The sequence below is a fragment of the Streptomyces sp. E-08 genome (assembly GCF_049913095.1).
Lineage (GTDB): Bacteria > Actinomycetota > Actinomycetes > Streptomycetales > Streptomycetaceae > Streptomyces.
In genome coordinates this window covers 5,073,692-5,097,108 of record NZ_CP183971.1, presented here as the reverse complement: position 1 = coordinate 5,097,108, position 23,417 = coordinate 5,073,692, and the positions used below count along the sequence as shown (strand labels likewise).

Annotated in this window: 34 protein-coding genes; 1 reads left to right on the top strand and 33 read right to left on the bottom strand. The window is 67.3% G+C overall.

Going from position 1 to position 23,417, the window contains the following annotated elements; genetic code table 11:
- Positions 1 to 31: 31 nt before the first annotated feature.
- From ACN9MM_RS23655 to ACN9MM_RS23505, 31 genes are all read right to left on the bottom strand, one after another.
- Positions 32 to 1,054, bottom strand: coding sequence for a DNA-directed RNA polymerase subunit alpha (locus tag ACN9MM_RS23655; RefSeq protein ID WP_003966937.1), 1,023 nt, complete (start codon positions 1,052 to 1,054; stop codon positions 32 to 34).
- A gap of 131 nt (positions 1,055 to 1,185) precedes the next feature.
- Positions 1,186 to 1,590: a 30S ribosomal protein S11 gene (gene rpsK / locus ACN9MM_RS23650; RefSeq protein WP_006376016.1), complete on the bottom strand. Its 405-nt coding sequence runs from the start codon at positions 1,588 to 1,590 to the stop codon at positions 1,186 to 1,188.
- Positions 1,591 to 1,656: 66 nt separating this feature from the next.
- Positions 1,657 to 2,037 (bottom strand): 30S ribosomal protein S13, encoded by a 381-nt coding sequence (rpsM, locus tag ACN9MM_RS23645; RefSeq protein ID WP_015035595.1) that lies wholly within the window; start codon positions 2,035 to 2,037, stop codon positions 1,657 to 1,659.
- A 189-nt stretch (positions 2,038 to 2,226) separates the two neighbouring features.
- On the bottom strand, positions 2,227 to 2,340 hold the full coding sequence (rpmJ, locus tag ACN9MM_RS23640; RefSeq protein ID WP_003956441.1) for a 50S ribosomal protein L36: 114 nt from the start codon (positions 2,338 to 2,340) through the stop codon (positions 2,227 to 2,229).
- Between the two features lie 63 nt (positions 2,341 to 2,403).
- Positions 2,404 to 2,625 (bottom strand): translation initiation factor IF-1, encoded by a 222-nt coding sequence (gene infA, locus ACN9MM_RS23635; protein WP_003956442.1) that lies wholly within the window; start codon positions 2,623 to 2,625, stop codon positions 2,404 to 2,406.
- Between the two features lie 201 nt (positions 2,626 to 2,826).
- On the bottom strand, positions 2,827 to 3,678 hold the full coding sequence (gene map / locus ACN9MM_RS23630) for a type I methionyl aminopeptidase (protein ID WP_190101706.1): 852 nt from the start codon (positions 3,676 to 3,678) through the stop codon (positions 2,827 to 2,829).
- Between the two features lie 97 nt (positions 3,679 to 3,775).
- Positions 3,776 to 4,423 carry an adenylate kinase gene (locus ACN9MM_RS23625; RefSeq protein WP_426365559.1) on the bottom strand — a complete coding sequence of 216 codons (648 nt, stop codon included), beginning with the start codon at positions 4,421 to 4,423 and terminating at the stop codon, positions 3,776 to 3,778.
- Positions 4,423 to 5,742, bottom strand: coding sequence for a preprotein translocase subunit SecY (gene secY, locus ACN9MM_RS23620; RefSeq protein WP_382864705.1), 1,320 nt, complete (start codon positions 5,740 to 5,742; stop codon positions 4,423 to 4,425). Before secY ends, ACN9MM_RS23625 begins: the two co-directional genes overlap by 1 nt.
- 213 nt (positions 5,743 to 5,955) lie before the next feature.
- On the bottom strand, positions 5,956 to 6,411 hold the full coding sequence (rplO, locus tag ACN9MM_RS23615) for a 50S ribosomal protein L15 (protein ID WP_030318646.1): 456 nt from the start codon (positions 6,409 to 6,411) through the stop codon (positions 5,956 to 5,958).
- 1 nt (position 6,412) lies between these two features.
- A complete protein-coding gene (gene rpmD, locus ACN9MM_RS23610) occupies positions 6,413 to 6,595 on the bottom strand; it encodes a 50S ribosomal protein L30 (protein ID WP_015035589.1) in 183 nt (60 codons plus the stop codon).
- Complete coding sequence (gene rpsE, locus ACN9MM_RS23605) at positions 6,595 to 7,197, bottom strand: 30S ribosomal protein S5 (RefSeq protein WP_015035588.1); 603 nt, start codon at positions 7,195 to 7,197, stop codon at positions 6,595 to 6,597. The genes rpmD and rpsE overlap by 1 nt, the downstream gene beginning before the upstream one ends.
- Positions 7,198 to 7,242: 45 nt before the next feature.
- Complete coding sequence (gene rplR, locus ACN9MM_RS23600) at positions 7,243 to 7,626, bottom strand: 50S ribosomal protein L18 (RefSeq protein ID WP_015035587.1); 384 nt, start codon at positions 7,624 to 7,626, stop codon at positions 7,243 to 7,245.
- Positions 7,627 to 7,629: 3 nt separating this feature from the next.
- Positions 7,630 to 8,169, bottom strand: coding sequence for a 50S ribosomal protein L6 (gene rplF / locus ACN9MM_RS23595; RefSeq protein WP_073810162.1), 540 nt, complete (start codon positions 8,167 to 8,169; stop codon positions 7,630 to 7,632).
- A 21-nt stretch (positions 8,170 to 8,190) separates the two neighbouring features.
- Positions 8,191 to 8,589 carry a 30S ribosomal protein S8 gene (gene rpsH / locus ACN9MM_RS23590; protein ID WP_015035585.1) on the bottom strand — a complete coding sequence of 133 codons (399 nt, stop codon included), beginning with the start codon at positions 8,587 to 8,589 and terminating at the stop codon, positions 8,191 to 8,193.
- Positions 8,590 to 8,797: 208 nt separating this feature from the next.
- Positions 8,798 to 8,983, bottom strand: coding sequence for a type Z 30S ribosomal protein S14 (locus ACN9MM_RS23585; protein ID WP_003948630.1), 186 nt, complete (start codon positions 8,981 to 8,983; stop codon positions 8,798 to 8,800).
- A 5-nt stretch (positions 8,984 to 8,988) separates the two neighbouring features.
- Positions 8,989 to 9,546, bottom strand: coding sequence for a 50S ribosomal protein L5 (gene rplE, locus ACN9MM_RS23580; RefSeq protein WP_106975815.1), 558 nt, complete (start codon positions 9,544 to 9,546; stop codon positions 8,989 to 8,991).
- A complete protein-coding gene (gene rplX, locus ACN9MM_RS23575) occupies positions 9,543 to 9,854 on the bottom strand; it encodes a 50S ribosomal protein L24 (protein WP_017239581.1) in 312 nt (103 codons plus the stop codon). Before rplX ends, rplE begins: the two co-directional genes overlap by 4 nt.
- A 2-nt stretch (positions 9,855 to 9,856) precedes the next feature.
- The gene (gene rplN, locus ACN9MM_RS23570; RefSeq protein ID WP_003956455.1) at positions 9,857 to 10,225 is read right to left on the bottom strand and encodes a 50S ribosomal protein L14; all 369 of its coding nucleotides are present in this window, start codon (positions 10,223 to 10,225) and stop codon (positions 9,857 to 9,859) included.
- Positions 10,226 to 10,322: 97 nt separating this feature from the next.
- Positions 10,323 to 10,604 (bottom strand): 30S ribosomal protein S17, encoded by a 282-nt coding sequence (gene rpsQ, locus ACN9MM_RS23565; RefSeq protein ID WP_024755411.1) that lies wholly within the window; start codon positions 10,602 to 10,604, stop codon positions 10,323 to 10,325.
- On the bottom strand, positions 10,604 to 10,828 hold the full coding sequence (rpmC, locus tag ACN9MM_RS23560) for a 50S ribosomal protein L29 (RefSeq protein WP_017239580.1): 225 nt from the start codon (positions 10,826 to 10,828) through the stop codon (positions 10,604 to 10,606). The genes rpsQ and rpmC overlap by 1 nt, the downstream gene beginning before the upstream one ends.
- Complete coding sequence (gene rplP, locus ACN9MM_RS23555; RefSeq protein ID WP_017239579.1) at positions 10,828 to 11,247, bottom strand: 50S ribosomal protein L16; 420 nt, start codon at positions 11,245 to 11,247, stop codon at positions 10,828 to 10,830. Before rplP ends, rpmC begins: the two co-directional genes overlap by 1 nt.
- A 5-nt stretch (positions 11,248 to 11,252) precedes the next feature.
- Entirely contained in the window at positions 11,253 to 12,101 is an 849-nt protein-coding gene (gene rpsC / locus ACN9MM_RS23550) for a 30S ribosomal protein S3 (protein WP_017239578.1), read from the bottom strand.
- A complete protein-coding gene (rplV, locus tag ACN9MM_RS23545; RefSeq protein WP_004571827.1) occupies positions 12,101 to 12,448 on the bottom strand; it encodes a 50S ribosomal protein L22 in 348 nt (115 codons plus the stop codon). Before rplV ends, rpsC begins: the two co-directional genes overlap by 1 nt.
- Positions 12,449 to 12,490: 42 nt before the next feature.
- Positions 12,491 to 12,772, bottom strand: coding sequence for a 30S ribosomal protein S19 (gene rpsS / locus ACN9MM_RS23540; RefSeq protein WP_015035577.1), 282 nt, complete (start codon positions 12,770 to 12,772; stop codon positions 12,491 to 12,493).
- Between the two features lie 12 nt (positions 12,773 to 12,784).
- Complete coding sequence (gene rplB, locus ACN9MM_RS23535) at positions 12,785 to 13,621, bottom strand: 50S ribosomal protein L2 (RefSeq protein WP_017239576.1); 837 nt, start codon at positions 13,619 to 13,621, stop codon at positions 12,785 to 12,787.
- A 40-nt stretch (positions 13,622 to 13,661) separates the two neighbouring features.
- The gene (rplW, locus tag ACN9MM_RS23530; protein ID WP_024755407.1) at positions 13,662 to 13,985 is read right to left on the bottom strand and encodes a 50S ribosomal protein L23; all 324 of its coding nucleotides are present in this window, start codon (positions 13,983 to 13,985) and stop codon (positions 13,662 to 13,664) included.
- Positions 13,985 to 14,635 carry a 50S ribosomal protein L4 gene (gene rplD, locus ACN9MM_RS23525; protein WP_116159344.1) on the bottom strand — a complete coding sequence of 217 codons (651 nt, stop codon included), beginning with the start codon at positions 14,633 to 14,635 and terminating at the stop codon, positions 13,985 to 13,987. The genes rplW and rplD overlap by 1 nt, the downstream gene beginning before the upstream one ends.
- A gap of 7 nt (positions 14,636 to 14,642) precedes the next feature.
- On the bottom strand, positions 14,643 to 15,287 hold the full coding sequence (gene rplC / locus ACN9MM_RS23520; RefSeq protein WP_030687820.1) for a 50S ribosomal protein L3: 645 nt from the start codon (positions 15,285 to 15,287) through the stop codon (positions 14,643 to 14,645).
- A gap of 11 nt (positions 15,288 to 15,298) precedes the next feature.
- A complete protein-coding gene (gene rpsJ / locus ACN9MM_RS23515) occupies positions 15,299 to 15,607 on the bottom strand; it encodes a 30S ribosomal protein S10 (protein ID WP_003948644.1) in 309 nt (102 codons plus the stop codon).
- A 432-nt stretch (positions 15,608 to 16,039) separates the two neighbouring features.
- Complete coding sequence (locus ACN9MM_RS23510) at positions 16,040 to 17,281, bottom strand: RNA polymerase sigma factor (RefSeq protein ID WP_426365554.1); 1,242 nt, start codon at positions 17,279 to 17,281, stop codon at positions 16,040 to 16,042.
- Positions 17,278 to 17,640, bottom strand: coding sequence for a YciI family protein (locus ACN9MM_RS23505; RefSeq protein WP_426365553.1), 363 nt, complete (start codon positions 17,638 to 17,640; stop codon positions 17,278 to 17,280). The genes ACN9MM_RS23510 and ACN9MM_RS23505 overlap by 4 nt, the downstream gene beginning before the upstream one ends.
- A gap of 198 nt (positions 17,641 to 17,838) precedes the next feature.
- Here ACN9MM_RS23505 and ACN9MM_RS23500 point away from each other — a divergent pair, with 198 nt between their 5' ends.
- Positions 17,839 to 19,812 carry a PIG-L family deacetylase gene (locus tag ACN9MM_RS23500; RefSeq protein ID WP_426365551.1) on the top strand — a complete coding sequence of 658 codons (1,974 nt, stop codon included), beginning with the start codon at positions 17,839 to 17,841 and terminating at the stop codon, positions 19,810 to 19,812.
- 93 nt (positions 19,813 to 19,905) lie between these two features.
- On the opposite strand, the gene tuf is transcribed toward ACN9MM_RS23500, so the two are convergent.
- Positions 19,906 to 21,099: an elongation factor Tu gene (gene tuf / locus ACN9MM_RS23495; RefSeq protein ID WP_382864721.1), complete on the bottom strand. Its 1,194-nt coding sequence runs from the start codon at positions 21,097 to 21,099 to the stop codon at positions 19,906 to 19,908.
- 150 nt (positions 21,100 to 21,249) lie between these two features.
- Entirely contained in the window at positions 21,250 to 23,379 is a 2,130-nt protein-coding gene (gene fusA, locus ACN9MM_RS23490) for an elongation factor G (RefSeq protein WP_189800382.1), read from the bottom strand.
- Between the last annotated feature and the right edge of the window lie 38 nt (positions 23,380 to 23,417).

Sequence of the window (23,417 nt, the reverse complement as noted above, 5' to 3'; positions counted from 1 at the left end):
CACCCGGGTACGGACCGTGAGGCCCGAGCTCTTAGTACTGCTCGGTCTCGACGAAGCCCGCGTCCGCGTCGTCGTCGGCGCCGAAGGCGTCCGCCGCGGCGGTCGGGTCGAATCCGGGCGGGCTGTCCTTGAGGGCCAGGCCCATGCCGGCCAGCTTCGCCTTGACCTCGTCGATCGACTTCGCACCGAAGTTGCGGATGTCGAGCAGGTCGGCCTCGGAGCGGGCGACGAGCTCACCCACGGAGTGGATGCCCTCACGCTTGAGGCAGTTGTACGACCGAACGGTGAGCTCCAGCTCCTCGATCGGCAGCGCCAGGTCGGCGGCGAGGGCGGCGTCCGTGGGGGACGGGCCCATGTCGATGCCCTCGGCGTCGATGTTGAGCTCGCGGGCCAGACCGAACAGCTCGACCAGGGTCTTGCCGGCGGACGCCATGGCGTCACGCGGGCGCATGGCCTGCTTGGTCTCGACGTCGACGATGAGCTTGTCGAAGTCGGTGCGCTGCTCGACTCGGGTCGCCTCGACCTTGTAGGTGACCTTCAGCACGGGGCTGTAGATGGAGTCGACCGGGATGCGGCCGATCTCCTGGCCGACCTGCTTGTTCTGGACGGCGGAGACGTAGCCGCGACCGCGCTCGACGGTCAGCTCCATCTCCAGCTTGCCCTTGCCGTTGAGCGTGGCGAGAACGAGGTCGGGGTTGTGCACCTCGACACCGGCCGGGGGCGCGATGTCGGCGGCGGTGACCAGACCCGGGCCCTGCTTGCGCAGGTACATCACGACCGGCTCGTCGTGCTCCGAGGAGACGACCAGCTGCTTGATGTTGAGGATGAGGTCGGTGACGTCCTCCTTGACGCCCGGCACGGTGGTGAACTCGTGCAGGACACCGTCGATGCGGATGCTGGTGACAGCGGCACCCGGGATCGAGGAGAGGAGGGTACGGCGGAGGGAGTTGCCGAGGGTGTAGCCGAAGCCCGGCTCCAGCGGCTCGATCACGAACCGGGAGCGGAACTCGTCGACGACCTCTTCGGTCAGCGACGGACGCTGAGCGATAAGCATGTCTGTGTTTCCTTCAGTCGTGGACGCCCACCATTTGACGTCCTCGGGGTACTACGTACTGCAAGGGTACGGGCGGTACACCCCCAGAAGGGGGCGCACCGCCCGAAAGCCCTGGTCAAGCAAGCCGTGCGTCAGACGCGGCGGCGCTTGGGGGGACGGCAGCCGTTGTGCGGCGTGGGGGTGACGTCCTGGATCGAACCGACCTCGAGGCCCGTGGCCTGGAGGGAGCGGATCGCGGTCTCACGGCCGGAGCCGGGACCCTTGACGAAGACGTCGACCTTGCGCATGCCGTGCTCCTGCGCGCGGCGGGCGGCCGACTCGGCGGCCATCTGCGCGGCGAAGGGGGTGGACTTGCGCGAGCCCTTGAAGCCGACGTGGCCGGCGGAGGCCCAGGAGATCACGTTGCCCGCGGGGTCCGTGATCGAGACGATCGTGTTGTTGAACGTGCTCTTGATGTGCGCGTGGCCGTGAGCGACGTTCTTCTTTTCCTTGCGGCGCACCTTCTTGGCAGCGCCCTGACGACCCTTGGGGGGCATCTATAACTCCTACGGGAGGTGGTCGGTCCTACAGCGAAGACCGCTTGGTCAAGCGTCCGCTGAGGACTACTTCTTGCCCGGCTTCTTCTTGCCGGCGATGGCGCGACGCGGGCCCTTGCGGGTACGAGCGTTCGTGCTGGTGCGCTGGCCGCGGACGGGCAGGCCACGACGGTGACGCAGGCCCTGGTAGCAGCCGATCTCGACCTTGCGGCGGATGTCGGCGGCGATCTCGCGGCGGAGGTCACCCTCGGTCTGGAGGTTGGCGTCCACGTACTCGCGGATCTTGACGAGGTCTTCCTCGGCAAGGTCGCGGACACGGGTGGACGGGTTCACGCCGGTCGCGGCGAGGATCTCCTCGGACCGGGTACGCCCGATGCCGAAGACGTAGGTGAGTGCGACCACCACACGCTTTTCGCGCGGGATGTCAACACCGGAAACGCGTGCCATTCAATGGCTCCTGTGTTCTCGGGGGTCTGCTGCAGAACCGTTCCCGGCTGCCGTATGAGGTACAGGTCGGGTCCCCGGCCCCCGCCGGAGGTGCCGTCAACCGTGGGACACGGTCGGACGGGCTCTGCGTATGTACGAATTGCTATGCGTCGCGCGAAGAACTGCGAAATGCAGGTCGGTCGGCGTGCGTCAGCCCTGGCGCTGCTTGTGGCGCAGGTTGTCGCAGATGACCATGACCCGGCCGTGACGGCGGATCACCTTGCACTTGTCGCAGATCTTCTTGACGCTCGGCTTGACCTTCATGGGATGTGAGGTTCTCCGGGTCAGTGCCACCACCCGCGCACGGAGGCGGGGTGCGGGCAAGATCTACTTGTACCGGTAGACGATCCGGCCACGCGTCAGGTCGTACGGAGAGAGCTCCACGACGACCCGGTCGTCCGGGAGGATTCGGATGTAGTGCATCCGCATCTTGCCGGAGATGTGCGCGAGGACCTTGTGACCGTTCTGGAGCTCCACCTTGAACATGGCGTTCGGGAGGGACTCGATCACGGTGCCCTCGATTTCGATGGCACCTTGCTTCTTGGCCACGCTTCGCCTTTCGAATCGGCTACCTTGATCGACTCCCGCCGCCGTGTGCGGACACACGGGTACACGAGAGCCGACGCATCAGTCTACGTCAGGCCCCAGGAAAAGACGAATCGGGAAGTCTGCCCACCGTAGAAGATCATTACGCGAAGGACGAATCCACTACGCCGACGAGAAAACCGTCCCTGGCGCAGGGCCCCGCGCCTACGCCAGCGGGTCCGGGGCCGCCGTCACGCCCAGCTCCGCCAGCTTCGCCTTGCCGCCGTCGACCGCGGTGAGGACCAGGGGGCCCTCTTCCGTCAGGGCGATGGAGTGCTCCCAGTGCGAGGACCAGGTGCCGTCGGTCGTGATGACCGTCCAGTCGTCCTTCAGGACCTCCGTCTGAGGGGTGCCCAGGGAGACCATCGGCTCGATCGCCAGGCAGAGGCCGGGGACCAGCTTCGGGCCCTTGCCGCGCTTGCGGGAGACGTAGTTCAGCAGGTGCGGGTCCATGTGCATCTCGGTGCCGATGCCGTGGCCGCCGTAGTCCTCGATGATCCCGTACCGGCCGAGGCTGTGGTCGCCCACGGCCGGCCGCGGCTGCCGCTTGATGTACGTCTCGATGGCCTTCGAGATGTCCACCAGCCGGTTGCCGAGCTTCATGGCCGCGATACCGGCCCACATCGACTCCTCGGTCACCCGGGAGAGCTCCACGAGCTCGGGCGCGTGGCCGGTGCCCACGAAGGCCGTGTAGGCCGCGTCACCGTGCCAGCCGTCCACGATCGCGCCGGCGTCGATGGAGATGATGTCGCCGTCCTTGAGGACGGTCTTGTCGTCGGGGATGCCGTGGACGACGACCTCGTTCACCGAGGTGCAGATCGTCGCGGGGAACCCGCCGTACCCGAGGAAGTTCGACTTCGCCCCGTGGTCGGCGATGACCTTGCGCGCGACCTCGTCCAGGTCCTTCGTCGTGGCGCCCGGCACGGCCGCCTCACGCGTCGCCGCGTGGATGGCGGCGACGACCAGGCCCGCCTCGCGCATCTTCGCGATCTGCTCGGGGGTCTTGATCTGCACCATCGTGGCCGCGGCCTTTCCATCGAGTACGGGGAACAGAACAACGATACGGCCGCGACGCCCCCGAGGGGCACCGCGGCCGTATCGAACGAACCAGGGGTTACTTCTTGAGCGCGGCCATCGCCTTGGCGGTGACCTCGTCCACCTTGCCGAGCGCCAGGATCGTCTCGACCAGGCCCTGAGAGCGGTAGTAGTCGATGATCGGCTCGGTCTCCGTGTGGTAGACCGACAGGCGCTTGCGGACGGTCTCCTCCGTGTCGTCGTCACGCTGGTACAGCTCGCCGCCGCAGACGTCGCAGACGCCCTCGGTCACCGGAGCGTTGTACGTCACGTGGAACACGTGCGCGGAGTCCTTGCGGCAGATGCGGCGACCCGCGATCCGCTTCACGACCTCGTCCTCGGGGACCTCGAGGTCCAGGACGGCGTCCAGCTTGATGCCGTTGGCCGTGAGGAACCCGTCCAGAGCCTCGGCCTGGGCCACGTTCCGCGGGAACCCGTCGAGCAGGAAGCCGCCCTCGGCGTCCGCCTGGCGCATGCGGTCCTCGGCCATCCCGATCGTCACGGAGTCCGGCACGAGCTGGCCGGCCTTCATGTACGACTGCGCCTCTACGCCCAGCGGCGTGCCCTGCGAGATGTTGGCACGGAACAGGTCGCCCGTAGAGATGTGCGGGATGCCCAGGTTCTTGGCGAGGTACGCGGCCTGCGTGCCCTTGCCCGCACCGGGCGGTCCGACGAGGACGATTCGCATCAGCGGAGGAACCCTTCGTAATTGCGCTGCTGGAGCTGGCTCTCGATCTGCTTCACGGTCTCCAGCCCCACACCCACGATGATCAGGATGCTCGTCCCGCCGAAGGGGAAGTTGGAATTGGCTCCGCCGAAGCCTGCCAACGCCATCGTCGGCACAAGAGCGATCAGACCCAAGTACAGCGAGCCCGGCCAAGTGATCCGGTTGAGCACGTAGCTCAGATACTCGGCAGTAGGTCGACCAGCCCGGATACCCGGGATGAAGCCACCATACTTCTTCATGTTGTCCGCAACTTCCTCGGGGTTGAACGAGATCGCCACGTAGAAGAAGGCGAAGAACACGATCAGGAGGAAGTACGCAGCGATGTAGTAGGGGTGGTCACCCTTGACGAAGTGGGCTTCGATCCAGGTCTTCCACCCTGCGGTGGAGTTCGAGAACTGCGCGATCAAGGCCGGGATGTAGAGCAGCGACGACGCGAAGATGACAGGAATCACACCTGCCTGGTTCACCTTCAACGGGATGTAAGTGGACGTTCCGCCGTAGGAGCGCCGGCCGATCATGCGCTTCGCGTACTGGACCGGGATGCGTCGCTGGGCCTGCTCGACGAAGACCACGAGGGCCACCATCACGAAGCCGATGAGGATGACGACGCCGAACTCGATCCAGCCCTGGGCGAGCTTGCCGCTCTTCTTGATGGCCCACAGGGCGCCCGGGAAGCCGGCCGCGATCGAGATGAACATCAGGATCGACATGCCGTTGCCGATGCCACGGTCCGTGATCAGCTCACCGAGCCACATGACGATGCAGGTGCCCGCGGTCATCGTGATGACCATGGTGGCGATGGTGAAGATCGACTGGTTGGGCACGACCTGGTCGGCGACGATGCAGCCGCTGAAGAGCGCACCGCTCTTGGCGGTCGCGACGAGACCGGTGCCCTGGAGGATGGCGAGGGCCACGGTCAGGTACCGGGTGTACTGCGTGATCTTGGCAGTGCCGGACTGACCCTCCTTCTTGAGGGCTTCCAGACGCGGGATCACGACGGTCAGCAGCTGCAGGATGATGCTGGCCGTGATGTACGGCATGATGCCGAGCGCGAAGATGGTGATCTGCAGCAGCGCTCCGCCACTGAACATGTTGACCAGGCCGAAGAGGCTGTTGTTGCCCTCGCTGGCCTGCTTGACACACTGCTGGACGGCCTCGTAGCTGACGCCGGGGACCGGGATGTGGGCCCCGAGGCGGTACAGCACGATGATGGCGAGCGTGAAGAGCAGCTTCTTGCGCAGGTCGGGCGTCTTGAACGCCCGGGCGAACGCGGTGAGCACGGTGCCTCCTGCGACCCCCGCGCTAGGCGTCAAGGGTGACGGTCTTGAGGTTCGACGAATAGGTATCGGTCTTCAATCCCGTGCGGGCATACCGCACGGAGTCTAGACAGTGCACGCCACCTTACCGGCGACCATGCCCCCCTAGGAACGACCAATCGGGGATGCCCCTTTTGGGAGGCATCCCCGATCGGATGTTCAAGCCATCGAGTCGTCTTAGACGAGCTCGGTGACGGTGCCACCAGCGGCGGCGATCTTCTCCTTGGCGGAGCCGGAGACGGCGTCGACCGTCACCTGCAGCGCCACGGTGATCTCGCCGGTGCCGAGCACCTTGACGAGCTGGTTCTTGCGAACCGCACCCTTGGCGACCAGATCGGCCACCGTGACCTCGCCACCCTGCGGGTAGAGCGCGGTGAGCTTGTCCAGGTTCACGACCTGGTACTCGGTGCGGAACGGGTTCTTGAAGCCCTTGAGCTTCGGCAGACGCATGTGGAGGGGCATCTGCCCACCCTCGAAGCGCTGCGGAACCTGGTAACGGGCCTTGGTGCCCTTGGTACCACGACCGGCCGTCTTACCCTTCGACGCCTCACCACGACCGACACGGGTCTTCGCGGTCTTGGCACCGGGGGCGGGACGGAGGTTGTGGGCCTTCAGCGGGTTGGTCTCCGCCATGTCAGTCAACCTCCTCGACCGTCACGAGGTGGCGGACGGTGTGCACCATTCCGCGGAACTCGGGGCGGTCCTCCTTGACAACCACGTCGTTGACCTTCTTGAGGCCGAGCGAACGCAGGGTGTCGCGGTGGTTCTGCTTGCTGCCGATGTACGACTTCGTCTGCGTGACCTTGAGGCGAGCCATTACGCACCCGCCCCGGCACGTGCACGGAGAAGAGCCGCGGGGGCGACGTCCTCGAGGGGCAGACCACGGCGAGCCGCGATCTCCTCGGGACGCTGCAGGCCCTTCAGGGCCTCCACGGTCGCGTGCACGATGTTGATCGCGTTGTCGGAGCCGAGCGACTTCGACAGGATGTCGTGAACGCCGGCGCACTCGAGCACGGCACGCACCGGGCCACCGGCGATGACGCCGGTACCGGGGGAAGCCGGCTTGAGCAGGACGACGCCCGCGGCCTTCTCGCCCTGGATCGGGTGAGGGATGGTGCCCTGGATGCGGGGAACCTTGAAGAAGTTCTTCTTGGCTTCCTCGACGCCCTTGGCGATGGCCGCGGGAACTTCCTTGGCCTTGCCGTAACCGACACCTACGGTGCCGTCACCGTCACCCACCACGACGAGCGCGGTGAAGCTGAAGCGACGACCACCCTTGACAACCTTGGCGACGCGGTTGATCGCGACAACGCGCTCAACGTACGCGGTCTTCTCGGCGGCAGCGCCACCGTCGCGGCCCTTCCGGTCCCGCCGCTCGCCGCCACCGGCACCGCTTCCGCGGCGCTGGGGTCCAGCCATTGGATTACCTCTCTCTGTTACGTCCGTTAGTCCCGGAACCGGGGCTTAGAACTTCAGCCCGGCTTCGCGGGCGGCGTCAGCCAGAGCGGCAATGCGCCCGGCGTACCTGTTGCCACCACGGTCGAACACGACAGCCTCGACACCGGCGGCCTTGGCGCGCTCAGCGACAAGGGCACCGACCTGCTTGGCCTGCGCGGACTTGTCGCCCTCGCCACCGCGGATCGACGCGTCCAGGTTCGACGCAGACGCAAGGGTGTGACCCTTGAGGTCGTCGATGACCTGGGCGGTGATGCCGCGGTTGGAACGCGTCACGACGAGGCGCGGACGCTCCGCCGTACCCGACACGTTCTTGCGGATGCGGATGTGGCGGCGAGCCTTGGCCGCACGCTTGTAAGCGTCGCCCTTGGCGATCTTCACACCGTATGCCATGGCTTACTTACCAGCCTTTCCGACCTTGCGGCGGATGACCTCGCCGGCGTACTTGACGCCCTTGGCCTTGTACGGGTCGGGCTTCCGCAGCTTGCGGATGTTCGCCGCGACCTCGCCGACCTTCTGCTTGTCGATGCCCTCGACCGAGAACTTGGTCGGCGACTCGACCTTGAACGAGATGCCCTCGGGCGCCTCGATCAGGATCGGGTGGCTGTAGCCGAGCTGGAACTCCAGAGCGGAGCCCTTCGCGGCCACGCGGTAACCGACACCGCTGATCTCGAGCGCCTTCACGTAACCCTGGGTCACACCGGTGATCATGTTGGCCACCAGCGTGCGGGACAGGCCGTGAAGGGCCTTGTTCTGACGCTCGTCGTTCGGACGGTTGACGTTGAGCACGCCATCCTCGCCCTTAACGATCTCGATCGGCGCGGCGACGGTGTGGCTCAGGGTGCCCTTGGAACCCTTGACCGTGACCGTGCGGCCATCGATGGTGACGTCCACGCCGGCGGGAACCTGGATAGGCAGCTTGCCAATACGCGACATTAGCTATTCCTCCGTTCCCGACTACCAGACGTAGGCGAGGACTTCCCCACCTACGCCCTTCTTGCCTGCCTGCTGGCCGGTCAGGAGACCGTGGGACGTGGAGATGATCGCCACGCCCAGGCCGCCGAGGACCTTCGGCAGGTTGGTGGACTTCGCGTAAACCCGGAGACCGGGCTTCGAGATCCGCTTGATGCCCGCGATGGAGCGCTCACGGTTCGGACCGAACTTGAGCTCGAGGACGAGGTTCTTGCCGACCTCGGCGTCCTCGACCTTCCAGCCCGTGATGAAGCCCTCCTGCTGGAGGATTTCCGCGATGTGAGACTTGATCTTGCTGTGCGGCATCGTCACGGAGTCGTGGTATGCCGAGTTCGCGTTACGCAGACGAGTCAGCATGTCCGCGATCGGATCAGTCATGGTCATGAATTGGCCTTCGGCCTCTCTCGCCGGGGTTTCCTGTATGCGCCATCCCTCTCCCCACACAGGGGCGGGACGGGTGCGGCGCGGGGACCTACGGCGTAGTAAGTCGTACGGGCGGCGGACGCCCAACCCTCCTAGCCTAAGCCATGGAGGCCTGGGCGTCCGCCAACCCAGTGCTTACCGAGAGACTCCGGTCATCCCAACTAAGGGATTACCAGGAGCTCTTGGTCACGCCCGGCAGCTCGCCACGGTGAGCCATCTCACGGAGGCACACGCGGCACAGGCCGAACTTGCGGTACACGGAGTGGGGACGACCACAGCGCTGGCAGCGCGTGTAGCCGCGCACGCCGAACTTGGGCTTGCGGGCAGCCTTCGCGATGAGAGCCTTCTTCGCCATCTCGCTTACGCCTCCTTGAACGGGAAGCCGAGGTGACGCAGAAGGGCACGGCCCTCGTCGTCGTTGGTCGCCGTGGTCACCACGGTGATGTCCATACCCCGGACACGGTCGATCTTGTCCTGGTCGATCTCGTGGAACATGACCTGCTCCGTGAGACCGAAGGTGTAGTTGCCACGCCCGTCGAACTGCTTGGGGGACAGACCACGGAAGTCGCGGATGCGCGGAAGCGCGAGCGACAGGGTGCGGTCCAGGAACTCCCACATGCGGTCGCCACGGAGGGTGACGTGCGCACCGATCGGCTGGCCCTCACGCAGCTTGAACTGCGCGATGGACTTGCGAGCCTTGGTGACGGCCGGCTTCTGACCGGTGATCGTGGTGAGGTCACGGACGGCACCGTCCATGAGCTTCGAGTCACGGGCGGCGTCGCCGACACCCATGTTGACCACGATCTTCACGAGGCCGGGAACCTGCATGACGTTCTCGTACGAGAACTCCTCACGCAGCTTGCCCGCGATCTCCTCGCGGTACTTCGTCTTGAGACGCGGAGTGGTGGTAGCCATCAGATGTCCTCACCCGTCCGCTTGGCAACGCGGATCTTGTTGCCCTCGTCGTCGAAGCGGTAACCGACACGCGTGACGACCTTCTTGCCGTCCTTCTCCACGACCAGCTGGACGTTGGAGACGTGGACCGGAGCCTCGGTCGTGACGATGCCACCGGCCTGCGACGGGCCGGCCTTGGTGTGCTTCTTGACCCGGTTGACACCCTCGACGAGGACGCGGTTCTCGCTGGGGAAGGCCGTGATGACCTTGCCCTGCTTGCCCTTGTCCTTACCGGTGATGACCTGGACCAGGTCGCCCTTCTTGATCTTCATGCTTACAGCACCTCCGGCGCGAGCGAGATGATCTTCATGAACTTCTTCTCGCGCAGCTCACGGCCCACCGGGCCGAAGATACGGGTGCCACGAGGGTCGCCGTCGTTCTTGAGAATGACAGCGGCGTTCTCGTCGAAGCGGATGTACGAGCCGTCCTGGCGGCGGCGCTCCTTGACGGTGCGAACGATGACCGCCTTGACGACGTCACCCTTCTTCACGTTGCCACCGGGGATCGCGTCCTTGACGGTGGCGACGATGACGTCACCGATGCCCGCGTAGCGGCGACCCGAGCCACCGAGAACACGGATGCAAAGGATCTCCTTGGCACCAGTGTTGTCGGCGACACGCAGTCGCGACTCCTGCTGGATCACGTCTATCTCCTGATTGTCTGCCGGTTCCCGGCCGGGGCTTCAGAAGAAGCCCCGACCGAGCCTGGCGGAACTGACCCGAGGGAAACCCCTCGAGTAATTACTTGGCCTTCTCGAGGATCTCGACGACGCGCCAGTGCTTCGTCGACGACAGCTTCCGGGTCTCCATCAGGAGGACGCGGTCACCGATGCCGGCAGCGTTCTGCTCGTCGTGAGCCTTGAGCTTGTTCGTACGGCGGATGACCTTGCCGTACAGCGCGTGCTTGACGCGGTCCTCGACAGCGACGACGACGGTCTTGTCCATCTTGTCGCTGACGACCAGGCCCTCGCGGACCTTGCGAGCGTTGCGCTCGGTCTTCTCAGTCACGTTGCTCTCGCTCATCAGGCGTTCTCCACCGTCTCGATGCCCAGCTCACGCTCACGCATCAGGGTGTAGATCCGGGCGATGTCCTTACGGACGGACTTGAGCCGACCGTGGTTCTCGAGCTGGCCCGTCGCCGCCTGGAAGCGGAGGTTGAACAGCTCTTCCTTGGCCTCGCGGAGCTTGTTGAGAAGCTCCTCGTTGCCCAGCTCGCGCAGCTCGGACGCCTTGGTACCGGCCGACATCACAGCTCACCTGCTTCGCGCTTCACGATCTTGCACTTCATCGGCAGCTTGTGGGCCGCACGGGTGAGGGCCTCGCGCGCGATCTTCTCGTTCGGGTAGGACAGTTCGAACATCACCCGACCCGGCTTGACGTTCGCGATCCACCACTCCGGAGAACCCTTACCGGAACCCATGCGGGTCTCGGCGGGCTTCTTCGTCAGCGGGCGGTCCGGGTAGATGTTGATCCAGACCTTGCCGCCACGCTTGATGTGGCGGGTCATCGCGATACGAGCCGCCTCGATCTGGCGGTTGGTCACGTACGCCGGCGTGAGGGCCTGAATGCCGTACTCGCCGAACGCAACCTGCGTACCACCCTTGCTCGCGCCGGAGCGCTTCGGGTGGTGCTGCTTGCGGTGCTTGACCCTACGGGGGATCAGCATTTCGGTCAGGCCTCCGTTCCGGTGCTCTCAGCCGGAGCGGCAGCGGCGGCGGGAGCGTCGGCCTTGGGGGCCTCGGCAGCCGGCGCGGACTGCTGCTGCGGCTTGCGGCCGCGGCCGCCACGCTCGCCACCGCGGCCACCACGGCCGGCCGGGCGGTCGCCAGCGCCGGCACCACGGGCCGGGCGGTTACCCGCACGGGCCGCAGCGTTCTCGGCGCGGACCTCGGCGATGTTCTTGACGTCGCCCTTGTAGATCCAGACCTTGACGCCAATGCGACCGAAGGTCGTCTTGGCCTCGAAGAAGCCGTAGTCCACGTTCGCGCGGAGCGTGTGCAGCGGCACACGACCCTCGCGGTAGAACTCCGAGCGGGACATCTCGGCGCCGCCGAGACGACCGCCACACTGGATCTTGATGCCCTTGGCGCCGGCCTTCATCGTGCCCTGCATGCTCTTACGCATGGCGCGACGGAAGGAGACGCGGGAGGAGAGCTGCTCGGCAACGGCCTGAGCAACCAGCTGAGCGTCCATCTCGGGGTTCTTGACCTCGAGGATGTTCAGCTGGACCTGCTTGCCCGTGAGCTTCTCGAGGTCACCGCGGATGCGGTCGGCCTCGGCGCCACGGCGGCCGATGACGATGCCGGGACGCGCGGTGTGGATGTCCACCCGCACGCGGTCACGGGTGCGCTCGATCTCAACCTTCGAGATGCCGGCGCGCTCCATGCCGGACGTCATCATCCGACGGATGGCGACGTCTTCCTTGACGTAGTCCTTGTACAGCTTGTCGGCGTACCAGCGGGACTTGAAGTCCGTGGTGATGCCGAGCCGGAACCCATGCGGGTTAACCTTCTGGCCCATTACCGGGTTCCTTCCTTGCTGCTGACGACCACGGTGATGTGGCTGGTCCGCTTACGGATCCGGTAGGCACGGCCCTGAGCACGCGGACGGAACCGCTTCAGGGTCGGGCCCTCATCCACGTACGCCTCGCTGATGACCAGCGAAGAGGCGTCGGTGTGGTCGTAGTTGTGCGCGGCGTTGGCAATGGCGCTGTCCAGCACCTTGCCGACCGGCACGCTCGCGGCCTGCGGGGCGAAACGCAGGACCGCCTGAGCCTCCGTGGCATCCATGCCACGGATAAGGTCCACCACGCGGCGGGCCTTCATGGGCGTGACGCGGATGTACCGCGCCTGGGCCCTGGCTTCCATGGTTGTCCTTCCAGTGTCTGTCATGGTCATTCCACCCCGCTACTAGCGGCGCTTCGACTTCCGGTCGTCCTTCACGTGACCCCGGAAGGTGCGCGTCGGCGAGAACTCGCCGAGCTTGTGGCCGACCATCGACTCGGTGACAAACACCGGAATGTGGGTCTTGCCGTTGTGCACCGCGATCGTGTGGCCGAGCATGGCCGGGATGATCATCGAGCGACGGGACCAGGTCTTGATGACGTTCTTGGTACCGGCTTCGTTCTGGGCGTCCACCTTCTTGACGAGGTGGCCGTCGACGAAGGGTCCCTTCTTGAGACTGCGCGGCATCTAAACCCGCTCCTAGCGCTTCTTGTTCGTCTTGCGGCGGCGGACGATGTACTTGCTCGAAGCCTTCTTCGGCGAGCGAGTACGACCCTCCTTCTGACCCCACGGGGAGACCGGGTGGCGACCACCGGAGGTCTTGCCCTCACCACCACCGTGCGGGTGGTCGACCGGGTTCATCGCCACACCGCGGACGGTCGGGCGAACGCCAAGCCAGCGCTTACGGCCGGCCTTGCCCCAGTTGATGTTCGACTGCTCGGCGTTGCCGACCTCGCCGATGGTGGCGCGGCAGCGGGCGTCGACGAGACGGATCTCACCGGACGGCATACGAAGGTGGGCCATCGTGCCCTCCTTCGCCAGCAGCTGCACGGAGGCACCAGCCGAGCGAGCGAACTTGGCGCCGCCACCGGGACGGAGCTCGATCGCGTGGATCGTGGTACCGACCGGGATGTTGCGGAGCGCCAGGTTGTTGCCGGGCTTGATGTCAGCGCCGGGGCCGTTCTCGACGCGGTCACCCTGCGTCAGACCCTTGGGGGCGATGATGTAGCGCTTCTCGCCGTCCAGGTAGTGGAGCAGCGCGATGCGCGCGGTGCGGTTGGGGTCGTACTCGATGTGAGCGACCTTCGCCGGCACGCCGTCCTTGTCGTGACGACGGAAGTCGATCACGCGGTAGGCGCGCTTGTGGCCGCCACCCTGGTGTCGAACCGTGATCCGACCGGTGTTGTTACGGCCGCCCTTGCTGTGCAGGGGGCGGACCAGCGACTTCTCCGGCGTGGACCGCGTGATCTCGACGAAGTCGGCTACGGAGGAGCCACGACGGCCCGGCGTAGTCGGCTTGTACTTGCGGATTCCCATTTCTCAGTCCTCGTCCGATTCCGGACGATCCAGACCGCCGTTAGGCGGTCGGACCGCCGAAGATGTCGATACGGTTACCCTCGGCAAGGGTCACGATGGCGCGCTTGGTGTCCTTGCGCTTACCGAAACCGGCCTTGGTGCGCTTGCGCTTGCCCTGGCGGTTGATCGTGTTGACCCCGGTGACCTTGACCGAGAAGACCGCCTCGACGGCCTGCTTGATCTGGGTCTTGTTGGAGCCAGGCGCGACGATGAACGTGTACTTGTTCTCGTCCAGCAGGGCGTAGCTCTTCTCCGAGACGACCGGCTTGACGAGAATGTCGCGCGGGTCCGAGAAGGTCTTGCTGGTGACGACGGCCTCAGTCATCAGGCGTCGCTCCCTTCGGTCTCAGCGGTCTGGGGGCCAGACACGAAGGACTCGAGGGCGGCCTGGGTGAAGACCACGTCGTCGGAGACGATCACGTCGTACGTGTTGAGCTGGCCCGGCTCCAGGATGTGCACCTGGGGCAGGTTACGAGCGGACAGCCACGCGGCCTCGTCGGAGCGCTCGACGACCAGGAGCAGGTTCTTGCGCTCCGAGATCTTGCCGAACAGCGTCTTGGCGGCCTTGGTGGAGATGCCACCCTCGACCACGCCGGTGACGACGTGGATGCGGGAGTGGTTCGCGCGGTCCGAGAGGGCACCGCGGAGAGCGGCGGCCTTCATCTTCTTCGGCGTCCGCTGCGAGTAGTCACGCGGCTGCGGGCCGTGGACGACGCCACCACCGGCGAACTGCGGGGCGCGGGTCGAACCCTGACGGGCGCGGCCGGTGCCCTTCTGGCGGTAAGGCTTCTTGCCACCACCACGGACTTCGCCACGGGTCTTGGTCTTGTGCGTGCCCTGACGGGCCGCGGCCAGCTGCGCGACGACGACCTGGTGGATCAGCGGGACGCTGACCTTGGCGCCGAAGATCTCCTCGGGGAGGTCGACGGTCCCGGCCTTGTCGCCAGACGGCGAAAGGATGTCAATGGTGCTCATCGGTTCCTCAAACCCCCTTGGCCGCAGTGCGGACCAGGACGAGGCCACCGTTGGGGCCGGGGACGGCGCCCTTGATGAGCAGCAGACCCTTCTCGGCGTCAACGGCGTGGACGGTCAGGTTCTGGGTGGTCACACGCTCGTTGCCCATGCGACCGGCCATGCGCATGCCCTTGAAGACACGGCCCGGGGTGGCGCAGCCACCGATCGAACCGGGCTTGCGGTGCACGCGGTGGGCACCGTGCGAGGCCTTGCCACCACGGAAGTTGTGGCGCTTCATCGCACCGGCGAAGCCCTTGCCCTTGCTCTTACCGGTGACGTCGACCTTCACGCCGGCCTCGAAGACCTCGGCGGTGATCTCCTGGCCGAGCGTGTACTCGGAGGCGTCAGCGGTGCGGAGCTCCACCAGGTGGCGGCGCGGGGTGACGTCGGCCTTGGCGAAGTGGCCCTTGAGGGGCTTGTTCACCTTGCGCGGGTCGATCTCGCCGAAGGCGATCTGGACCGACTCGTAGCCGTCGACGTCGTTCGTACGCACCTGGGTCACGACATTGGGGCCGGCCTTGACGACGGTCACCGGGACGACCCGGTTGTTCTCGTCCCAGACCTGCGTCATGCCGAGCTTCTCGCCCAGGATGCCCTTGATGTTCTTAGCCATCTCGCGCGCCCTCAGAGCTTGATCTCGATGTCAACGCCCGCCGGGAGGTCGAGACGCATGAGCGAGTCAACCGTCTTCGGCGTGGGGTCGAGGATGTCGATGAGGCGCTTGTGCGTGCGCATCTCGAAGTGCTCGCGCGAGTCCTTGTACTTGTGCGGCGACTTGATGACGCAGTACACGTTCTTCTCAGTGGGCAGCGGCACCGGGCCTGCGACCGACGCACCAGTGCGGGTCACCGTCTCGACGATCTTCTTCGCCGAGGAGTCGATGACCTCGTGGTCGTAGGCCTTGAGCCGGATGCGGATCTTCTGTCCCGCCATGGCTACTAGTAGTCCTTTGTCTCGTAACGCTCTGGAACCCGCTGCGTTCGCGTTTTGCTCCGACCCACGCGGTCGGGCGTGTCGCGCTCCCTCTACGCAGAAATCCCTGAGGATTTCCCAACCAAGGGGGCACGGTCGCCATGACCGCAGGCCGGGGGCGAAACACCCACCGGGCGCCTGGTCGGCACCCCGCTGACGCTTCCCAGAAGATTCCCGTACGTCCGCTCCTGAAAAGGAGCGACGAGTACTGTGGGACTCGCTTCCGGTCCTCCCGACGGGAGGCGCGCAGCATCGGCACTCAACCGAGCAACCCCGACAGTCTGCCATACGGGGGCTTCCCGCCGCCAATCGGGATCGAAGACTGTACCCCACGTCACGTACGACCATGCGCCGGGGCGCATGCGCCTGTCGCGCGCGCCCCCCGCTCCCCCGTCATCCCAACCGCCGGGCCCGCTCCGTCAGATGGCGCCGCTCGGGCGCGCTGGTGGTGTGCCGGGCCGCCTCCCGGTAGGCCTCGGCCGCCCCCTTCTCGTCGCCGAGGAGTTCGAGGAGGTGCGCGCGGGTCGCGAGGAGGCGGTGGTTCCGGGCGAGCAGCCGGTCCGCCGCGAGCCCGTCGAGCAGGTCGAGACCCGCCTCCGGACCGTGGACCATCGCGACGGCCACCGCGCGGTTGAGCGTGACCATGGGGTTCGGCCCGGTGCGCTCCAGGAGCTCGTACAGGGCGAGGATCTGCGGCCAGTCCGTGGCCTGCGCCGTGCCGGCCTCGTCGTGCACGGCCGCGATCGCCGCCTGGAGCTGGTACGGGCCCACCCGCCCCCGCGGCAGGGTGCGGCTGATCAGCTCCACGCCCTCGGCGATCAGCCCGCCGTCCCAGTTCCCCCGGTCCTGCTCGGCGAGCGGTACGAGTTCCCCGTGCGGGCCCGTGCGGGCCGGCCGCCGGGCGTCGGTGAGCAGCATCAGCGCGAGCAGGCCCGCCGTCTCGGTGTCGTCCGGGACCAGCCGGTGCAGCATCCGGGCCAGCCGGATCGCCTCCGTGGACAGCTCGGGCGCGGTCAGCGCCTCGCCGCCGCTGGCCGTGTAGCCCTCGTTGAAGACGAGGTAGAGCACGTGCCGCACCTCGGCGAGCCGGGCGGTGCGGTCCGCACCTTCCGGCGGTGCGAGGGACCAGCCGCCGGCCTTGATCGTCTGCTTGGCCCGGCTGATCCGCTGCGCCATGGTCGCCTCGGGCACGAGGAAGGCGGCGGCGATCTGCGCCGTGGTGAGGCCGCCGACGGCGCGCAGGGTGAGCGCGATCCGGCTGGGCGGCGACAGGTCGGGGTGGCAGCAGAGGAAGAGCAGCGACAGGGAGTCGTCCGCGTCGGTGCCCGGAGCGTCGTCGGCGGCGGGCGCGAGGAGCGCCGCGTCCGGGGTGGCGAGGGCGACGGCGTCCTCGCGGCGGCGGCGCGCGGCCTCGCTGCGGACCTGGTCGACGTACTTGCGCTGGGCGACGGTCAGCAGCCAGCCGCGGGCGTTGTCCGGGACCCCTTCCCCGGGCCACTGGCGGGCGGCGGCGATCAGGGCCTCCTGGACGGCGTCCTCGCAGAGGTCGAAGTCGCCGTACCGCCGGACGAGCGCGCCGAGGACCTGCGGCGCACACGCGCGCAGCAGGTCCTCGACCTCGTGCGGGCCGGTCACACGTCCGCCGCGGACTCGTGCAGGACCGGCCACAGCTCGACGGGCTCGACGTCCGCGAAGGGCATGTCCGCGGCGATCGCCTGGGCCCGCTCCAGGCTCTCGCAGTCGAGCAGGTAGACGCCGGCGAGGTACTCCTCGGTCTCCAGGTACGGGCCGTCGGCGACCGCGGGGGCCCCGCCCACGCGCCGTACGAGCTGGGCGGCGGCCGCGTCGGCGAGGCCGTACGCGCCGATCAGCTCGCCGCTCTCCCGGTACTTCCGGTTGAAGGCCTCCTGCCGGGCGATCGCCTCGGGCCAGGCCTCGGCCGGGAAGGAGTCCCACGTGGCCTGGTTGCCGTAGGTCATCGCGACGTACTTCATCCCGGGTGTCCTCCCCGTCCCGCGCGGTCCGCCGGCGTGCTGTCACCCTTCGGTCGGAACCAGGATCACCTCCTCGACATCCGCCCGCACGCTCCGGCGATCTTTTTCGGTGTTCCTCCCGGGCGGCCCCGCCCGGGGCACAACCCCCTCGCTCGAACATCCGTCTTCCAGGAGACCGATTGAGCGAAGGGCCCTGTCGTGCACACTCCTCCCCGTCGGCGGACGGTCCTCGCCGCCGCCCTCGCGGTCACCGCGGCCGCCGCCGGGTGCTCCGTACCGGAGCCGCGCCGCGCCGCGCCGACGGCCGATCCCGCGCCCGGCAAGCCGATCGCCTCGGCACGGACCCGGCGGGCACTGCTCATGCAGTTCTCCGCGCACCCGGACGACGACCTGTACTTCATGAACCCGGACACGCAGCGGCTGCTCGACGCGGGCGTGCCCCTCGTCTCCGTGTACGTGACGGCCGGCGAGCACACCGGCCGGAACCGGATCGCGGGGATGCCCGAGACGCCCCCGGACCGGGCCGCCTACTCCTCCGCCCGCCACCAGGGCCTGCGCCAGTCGTACGCGGTGGCGCTCGGCCTCCCCGCGTTCACGCCGTGGCGGCGCGAGGTCCTCACGCTCCCCGGCGGACGGCGGGCCGAGTCCGACACCCTCACGCACGGCGGCCGCAGGATCGAGCTGGTCTTCCTCAACCTGCCGATGCACACGAACCGCCGCTACATGGCCGTACCCGCCCTCTGGCACGACCGGGCCCTGGAGCTGCGCACCCACCTGTCGGCCGGCTCCCCCGTCACCCGCTCCGACACCTACGACTACGACCGGCTCGTCGACGTCCTCACCGGACTGCTCCGCCGCCACCGGCCCACGGTCGTGCACACCCTGGACCCGGACCCCGACATCCAGCCCGGCGACGAGGCCACCCGCAAGCGGGACTCCGAGCAGCCCGGCTACTCGGACCACGGGGACCACACGGCGGTCGCCTCCTTCACCTGGGCCGCGCTGTGCCGCTGGGTCACCGACGCGGTCCGGGACGGCGAGCCGATACCGGCCTTCACCACCACCGCCTTCCGCGGCTACTACAACCGGCACTGGCCCAAGAACCTCCCGCCCGAGGTCCTGGAGGAGAAGGCGGCCCGCCTCGTCCCGTACGGCGGGGACCCGTCCTGGGAGTGCGGGAACCCGTCGGGCTGCGGCGACTACGGCGTCGGCGGCGACCGGCCGCTTACCAACCGCAAGGGCTGGGTCCGCTCCACGCACCACCGCTGGCCCGGCCCGGCCCCGGCGCTCGCGGCGGAACCGGACGGCCGCCTCGCCGCCTACGGGGTGCTCGGTCTGCGCGCGGTCCGCTGGCGGGAGACCGCGCCCGGCGTCTGGGGCGAGCCGGTGGACCTGGGCGGCGGCCCGCTCGCACCGGCCCTCGGCTCGGCGGTGCTCGACGACGGCCGGGTCCTGCTCCTCGGGGTGCGGTTCGCCGCGCTCGACGGGCACGGCGGGGCCAACCGGCGCGAGGTGGTGCTCCTGGAGCAACGCTCTCCCGGCGGCGGGTTCCTGGCCTGGCGGGGCCTGGGCAGCCCGGAGCGCGGGGACGACCGGGGCCGCAGGATCGGCGCCCCGGTGGCGGTGGCCGCCCGGGACGGCCGGGTCCACCTCTTCGTACGGAACGCGGACAGGGGCGTCTCCACGCGGGTGCGGGCGGCGGACGGGTCCTGGTCCCCGTGGCGGCCGCTGCCCGGCGGCGGAGAGGTCCAGGACGGTCTGGCGGTCTCGCTCGACGCGACCGGCCGGGTGCACGTGTACGCGGCGGGGCGGGAGTCCGTACGGCACTGGGTGGACGGGGTCCCGCAGCCCGCCCGGCTGCCGCTCTCCGGGTCCACGGTGGCGAGCGCGGGCGGCGGGCTCTACCGGCGGGCCCCGGCCGCGGCCCGGCTGGACGGCCCGGACGGCGACGCCGGTCTCGACGGCTACGGGGGCGTGTTCGCCGCCCGGTCCCCGGAGCTCGGGACCGTCCTGCTCGGCACGGACGAGCGGGGCCGGGTCGCGCTCCGGGCCGGCGGCCGGCTCCGTACGCGCGGCGGGACGGCGGTGGCGACGGCACTGCGCCTGGACGCCCGCGGGGCGACGGTGGTGGGCCTGGGCGCGGACGGGCACCCGTGGAGCTGGCGACCGTAGGAAGGCCGGGAACGCGAGAAGGCCCCGCACCTTTCGGTGCGGGGCCTTCCCTCACTGCTAGCAGCTCGTAGGAGCTACCAGGTCAGTTCAAGATCAGGCAGTGATCTTGACGACCTGGCCGGCGCCGACGGTCCGGCCACCCTCACGGATGGCGAACTTGAGGCCCTCCTCCATGGCGATGGGCTGGATCAGCTCAACGGACATGGAGGTGTTGTCGCCCGGCATGACCATCTCGGTGCCCTCGGGGAGGGTCACGACGCCGGTCACGTCCGTGGTACGGAAGTAGAACTGCGGGCGGTAGTTGTTGAAGAACGGGGTGTGACGGCCACCCTCGTCCTTCGACAGGATGTAGGCCTGGGCCTCGAAGTTCGTGTGCGGCGTGACCGAACCCGGCTTGATGATGACCTGGCCGCGCTCGACGTCCTCGCGCTTGATGCCACGGAGGAGCAGACCGACGTTCTCACCGGCCTGGCCCTCGTCGAGCAGCTTGCGGAACATCTCGATGCCGGTGACCGTGGTGGTGGTCTTCTCGGTCTTGATGCCGATGATGTCGACGGTCTCGTTGACCTTGAGGACACCACGCTCGATACGACCGGTGACGACGGTGCCACGACCGGTGATCGTGAAGACGTCCTCGATCGGCATCAGGAACGGCTTGTCGACGTCACGCTCGGGCTGCGGGATCGACTCGTCGACGGCGTGCATGAGGCCGAGAAGCTTCTCGCCCCACTCCTTGTCGCCCTCGAGCGCCTTGAGCGCCGAGACGCGGACGACCGGCAGGTCGTCGCCCGGGAACTCGTACTCGGAGAGGAGCTCACGGACCTCGAGCTCGACGAGCTCCAGGATCTCCTCGTCGTCCACCATGTCGGCCTTGTTCAGGGCGACGACGATGTACGGAACGCCGACCTGGCGGGCCAGGAGCACGTGCTCCTTGGTCTGCGGCATCGGGCCGTCGGTGGCGGCGACCACGAGGATGGCGCCGTCCATCTGCGCCGCACCCGTGATCATGTTCTTGATGTAGTCAGCGTGACCGGGGCAGTCGACGTGCGCGTAGTGACGCGACTCCGTCTGGTACTCGACGTGCGCGATCGAGATGGTGATACCGCGCTGGCGCTCCTCGGGAGCCTTGTCGATCTGGTCGAAGGCCGAGGCCTCGTTCAGGTCCGGGTACGCGTCGTGCAGCACCTTGGTAATGGCGGCCGTGAGGGTCGTCTTACCGTGGTCGATGTGACCGATGGTACCGATGTTGACGTGCGGCTTAGTCCGCTCGAACTTTGCCTTCGCCACTGAATCCTCCTGCGGAGTGGTTCTGTACGCCTTGCTTCATCGGCGCCAGGTGATCTTTGCTGGGATGCCAGTCGCCGGGGCCCGATCCTCGGGGTTCCGGGGCGAAACCCCGGCGACTGGTGTCAAGCCTAAAGCGTGAACTCGGGAGAGTTACTCGCCCTTGGCCTTCGCGATGATCTCCTCGGCGACGTTCCGCGGAACCTCGGCGTAGGAGTCGAACTGCATCGAGTAGCTTGCGCGACCCGAGGTCTTGCTGCGGAGGTCTCCGACGTAGCCGAACATCTCCGAGAGGGGCACGAGGCCCTTCACGACGCGAGCGCCGCTGCGCTCCTCCATGGCCTGAATCTGGCCACGGCGGGAGTTGATGTCACCGATGACCTCACCCATGTAGTCCTCGGGCGTGACGACCTCAACGGCCATCATCGGCTCAAGGATGACGGGAGAAGCCTTGCGCGCGGCCTCCTTGAAGGCCTGCGAACCGGCGATCTTGAACGCGAGCTCGGAGGAGTCGACCTCGTGGTAGGCACCGTCGAGAAGGATGACGCGGACGCCAGTCATCTCGTAGCCGGCCAGGATGCCGAACTGCATGGCCTCCTGCGCACCCGCGTCGACCGAAGGGATGTACTCCTTCGGGATGCGGCCACCGGTGACCTTGTTCACGAACTCGTAGGAGGCGTCGCCACCCTCGATGGGCTCGATCGCGATCTGCACCTTGGCGAACTGACCGGTACCACCGGTCTGCTTCTTGTGGGTGAAGTCCACGCGCTCGACGGCCTTGCGGATCGTCTCGCGGTACGCGACCTGCGGCTTGCCGACGTTCGCCTCGACCTTGAACTCGCGACGCATGCGGTCGACGAGGATGTCGAGGTGAAGCTCGCCCATACCACCGATGATGGTCTGGCCGGTCTCCTCGTCCGAGTGAACCTGGAAGGAGGGGTCCTCCTCCGCGAGACGCTGGATGGCGACACCCAGCTTCTCCTGGTCACCCTTGGACTTGGGCTCGATGGCGACCTGGATGACCGGCGCCGGGAAGTCCATGGACTCCAGGATGACCGGGTTCTTGTCGTCGCACAGCGTCTCACCGGTGGTGGTCTGCTTGAGGCCCATGACGGCGACGATGTCGCCGGCGCCCACCGAGTCGATCTCCTCACGCTTGTTCGCGTGCATGCGGTAGATCTTGCCGATGCGCTCCTTCTTGCCCTTGACGGAGTTCAGCACCGCGGTGCCGGCCTCCAGGCGACCGGAGTAGATCCGGACGAAGGTGAGCTTGCCGAGGTGCGGGTCGCTCGCGATCTTGAACGCGAGGGCCGACAGCGGCTCGTCGTCGGACGGCTTGCGCTTGACGACGAGCTCGGCGTCCTTGACGTCGTGGCCCTCGATGGCCTCGACGTCCAGGGGCGAGGGGAGGTAACGGACGACAGCGTCGAGCAGGGGCTGAACGCCCTTGTTCTTGAACGCGGTGCCACAGAAGACGGGGGTGACCGTCTTCTCGCCGTTGCCCTTGCCGGAAGCGATGGTGATACGACGGACAGCCGCGTACAGCTGCTCCTCGGTGGGCTCGACGCCCTCGAGGAAGAGCTCCATGAGCTCCTCGTCGTTCTCCGCGACGGTCTCGACGAGCTTGGCGCGGTACTCCTCGGCCTGCTCGAGCTTGTCCGCCGGGATGTCGACGACGTCGTACATCTCACCCTTGCTGGCCTCGGCGGACCAGACAAGCGCCTTCATGCGGACCAGGTCGATGACGCCCTGGAAGTCCATCTCGGCGCCGATCGGGAGCTGCATGACGATCGGGACGGCGCCGAGGCGGTCCACGATCATGTCGACGCAGCGGAGGAACTCGGCGCCCGTACGGTCGAGCTTGTTGACGAAGCAGATACGCGGGACGCCGTAGCGGTCCGCCTGACGCCAGACAGTCTCGGACTGGGGCTCGACACCGGCCACACCGTCGAACACGGTGACAGCACCGTCGAGCACGCGCAGCGAACGCTCCACCTCGACGGTGAAGTCGACGTGGCCCGGCGTGTCGATGATGTTGATCGTGTGATCGACATTCTCGAGCGGCCAGTGGCAGGTCGTCGCGGCAGACGTGATCGTGATGCCGCGCTCCTGCTCCTGCTCCATCCAGTCCATCGTGGCAGCGCCGTCGTGGACTTCACCGATCTTGTACGAGACACCGGTGTAGAACAGGATCCGCTCGGTGGTGGTCGTCTTGCCCGCGTCGATGTGGGCCATGATGCCGATGTTGCGCACCTTGGCCAGGTCAAGCGAAGTGGTAGCCATATCGGCTCAGTCTTCTCTCGGTCTCGATGTGGGTTGCG

What these genes read in the sequence shown, in the direction of transcription:
- rpsK (WP_006376016.1), bottom strand. Translation starts at nt 1,590, where the DNA reads ATGCCCCCCAAGGGTCGTCAGGGCGCTGCCAAGAAGGTGCGCCGCAAG.
- ACN9MM_RS23655 (WP_003966937.1), bottom strand. Translation starts at nt 1,054, where the DNA reads ATGCTTATCGCTCAGCGTCCGTCGCTGACCGAAGAGGTCGTCGACGAG.
- rpsH (WP_015035585.1), bottom strand. Translation starts at nt 8,589, where the DNA reads ATGACCATGACTGATCCGATCGCGGACATGCTGACTCGTCTGCGTAAC.
- ACN9MM_RS23585 (WP_003948630.1), bottom strand. Translation starts at nt 8,983, where the DNA reads ATGGCGAAGAAGGCTCTCATCGCGAAGGCTGCCCGCAAGCCCAAGTTC.
- rplO (WP_030318646.1), bottom strand. Translation starts at nt 6,411, where the DNA reads ATGGCGGAGACCAACCCGCTGAAGGCCCACAACCTCCGTCCCGCCCCC.
- rplX (WP_017239581.1), bottom strand. Translation starts at nt 9,854, where the DNA reads ATGAAGATCAAGAAGGGCGACCTGGTCCAGGTCATCACCGGTAAGGAC.
- rpsC (WP_017239578.1), bottom strand. Translation starts at nt 12,101, where the DNA reads ATGGGCCAGAAGGTTAACCCGCATGGGTTCCGGCTCGGCATCACCACG.
- ACN9MM_RS23505 (WP_426365553.1), bottom strand. Translation starts at nt 17,640, where the DNA reads ATGAAGTACGTCGCGATGACCTACGGCAACCAGGCCACGTGGGACTCC.
- rplW (WP_024755407.1), bottom strand. Translation starts at nt 13,985, where the DNA reads ATGACTGAGGCCGTCGTCACCAGCAAGACCTTCTCGGACCCGCGCGAC.
- rpsM (WP_015035595.1), bottom strand. Translation starts at nt 2,037, where the DNA reads ATGGCACGCGTTTCCGGTGTTGACATCCCGCGCGAAAAGCGTGTGGTG.
- ACN9MM_RS23625 (WP_426365559.1), bottom strand. Translation starts at nt 4,423, where the DNA reads ATGCGAATCGTCCTCGTCGGACCGCCCGGTGCGGGCAAGGGCACGCAG.
- rpmD (WP_015035589.1), bottom strand. Translation starts at nt 6,595, where the DNA reads ATGGCTCGCCTCAAGGTCACGCAGACGAAGTCGTACATCGGCAGCAAG.
- rpsS (WP_015035577.1), bottom strand. Translation starts at nt 12,772, where the DNA reads ATGCCGCGCAGTCTCAAGAAGGGACCCTTCGTCGACGGCCACCTCGTC.
- rplR (WP_015035587.1), bottom strand. Translation starts at nt 7,626, where the DNA reads ATGGCATACGGTGTGAAGATCGCCAAGGGCGACGCTTACAAGCGTGCG.
- rpsJ (WP_003948644.1), bottom strand. Translation starts at nt 15,607, where the DNA reads ATGGCGGGACAGAAGATCCGCATCCGGCTCAAGGCCTACGACCACGAG.
- rplF (WP_073810162.1), bottom strand. Translation starts at nt 8,169, where the DNA reads ATGTCGCGTATTGGCAAGCTGCCTATCCAGGTTCCCGCCGGCGTGGAC.
- map (WP_190101706.1), bottom strand. Translation starts at nt 3,678, where the DNA reads ATGGTGCAGATCAAGACCCCCGAGCAGATCGCGAAGATGCGCGAGGCG.
- rplD (WP_116159344.1), bottom strand. Translation starts at nt 14,635, where the DNA reads ATGAGCACCATTGACATCCTTTCGCCGTCTGGCGACAAGGCCGGGACC.
- rplC (WP_030687820.1), bottom strand. Translation starts at nt 15,287, where the DNA reads ATGGCTAAGAACATCAAGGGCATCCTGGGCGAGAAGCTCGGCATGACG.
- rpmC (WP_017239580.1), bottom strand. Translation starts at nt 10,828, where the DNA reads ATGTCGGCCGGTACCAAGGCGTCCGAGCTGCGCGAGCTGGGCAACGAG.
- fusA (WP_189800382.1), bottom strand. Translation starts at nt 23,379, where the DNA reads ATGGCTACCACTTCGCTTGACCTGGCCAAGGTGCGCAACATCGGCATC.
- rplP (WP_017239579.1), bottom strand. Translation starts at nt 11,247, where the DNA reads ATGCTGATCCCCCGTAGGGTCAAGCACCGCAAGCAGCACCACCCGAAG.
- rpsQ (WP_024755411.1), bottom strand. Translation starts at nt 10,604, where the DNA reads ATGAGCGAGAGCAACGTGACTGAGAAGACCGAGCGCAACGCTCGCAAG.
- rpmJ (WP_003956441.1), bottom strand. Translation starts at nt 2,340, where the DNA reads ATGAAGGTCAAGCCGAGCGTCAAGAAGATCTGCGACAAGTGCAAGGTG.
- rplV (WP_004571827.1), bottom strand. Translation starts at nt 12,448, where the DNA reads ATGGAAGCCAGGGCCCAGGCGCGGTACATCCGCGTCACGCCCATGAAG.
- rpsE (WP_015035588.1), bottom strand. Translation starts at nt 7,197, where the DNA reads ATGGCTGGACCCCAGCGCCGCGGAAGCGGTGCCGGTGGCGGCGAGCGG.
- rplB (WP_017239576.1), bottom strand. Translation starts at nt 13,621, where the DNA reads ATGGGAATCCGCAAGTACAAGCCGACTACGCCGGGCCGTCGTGGCTCC.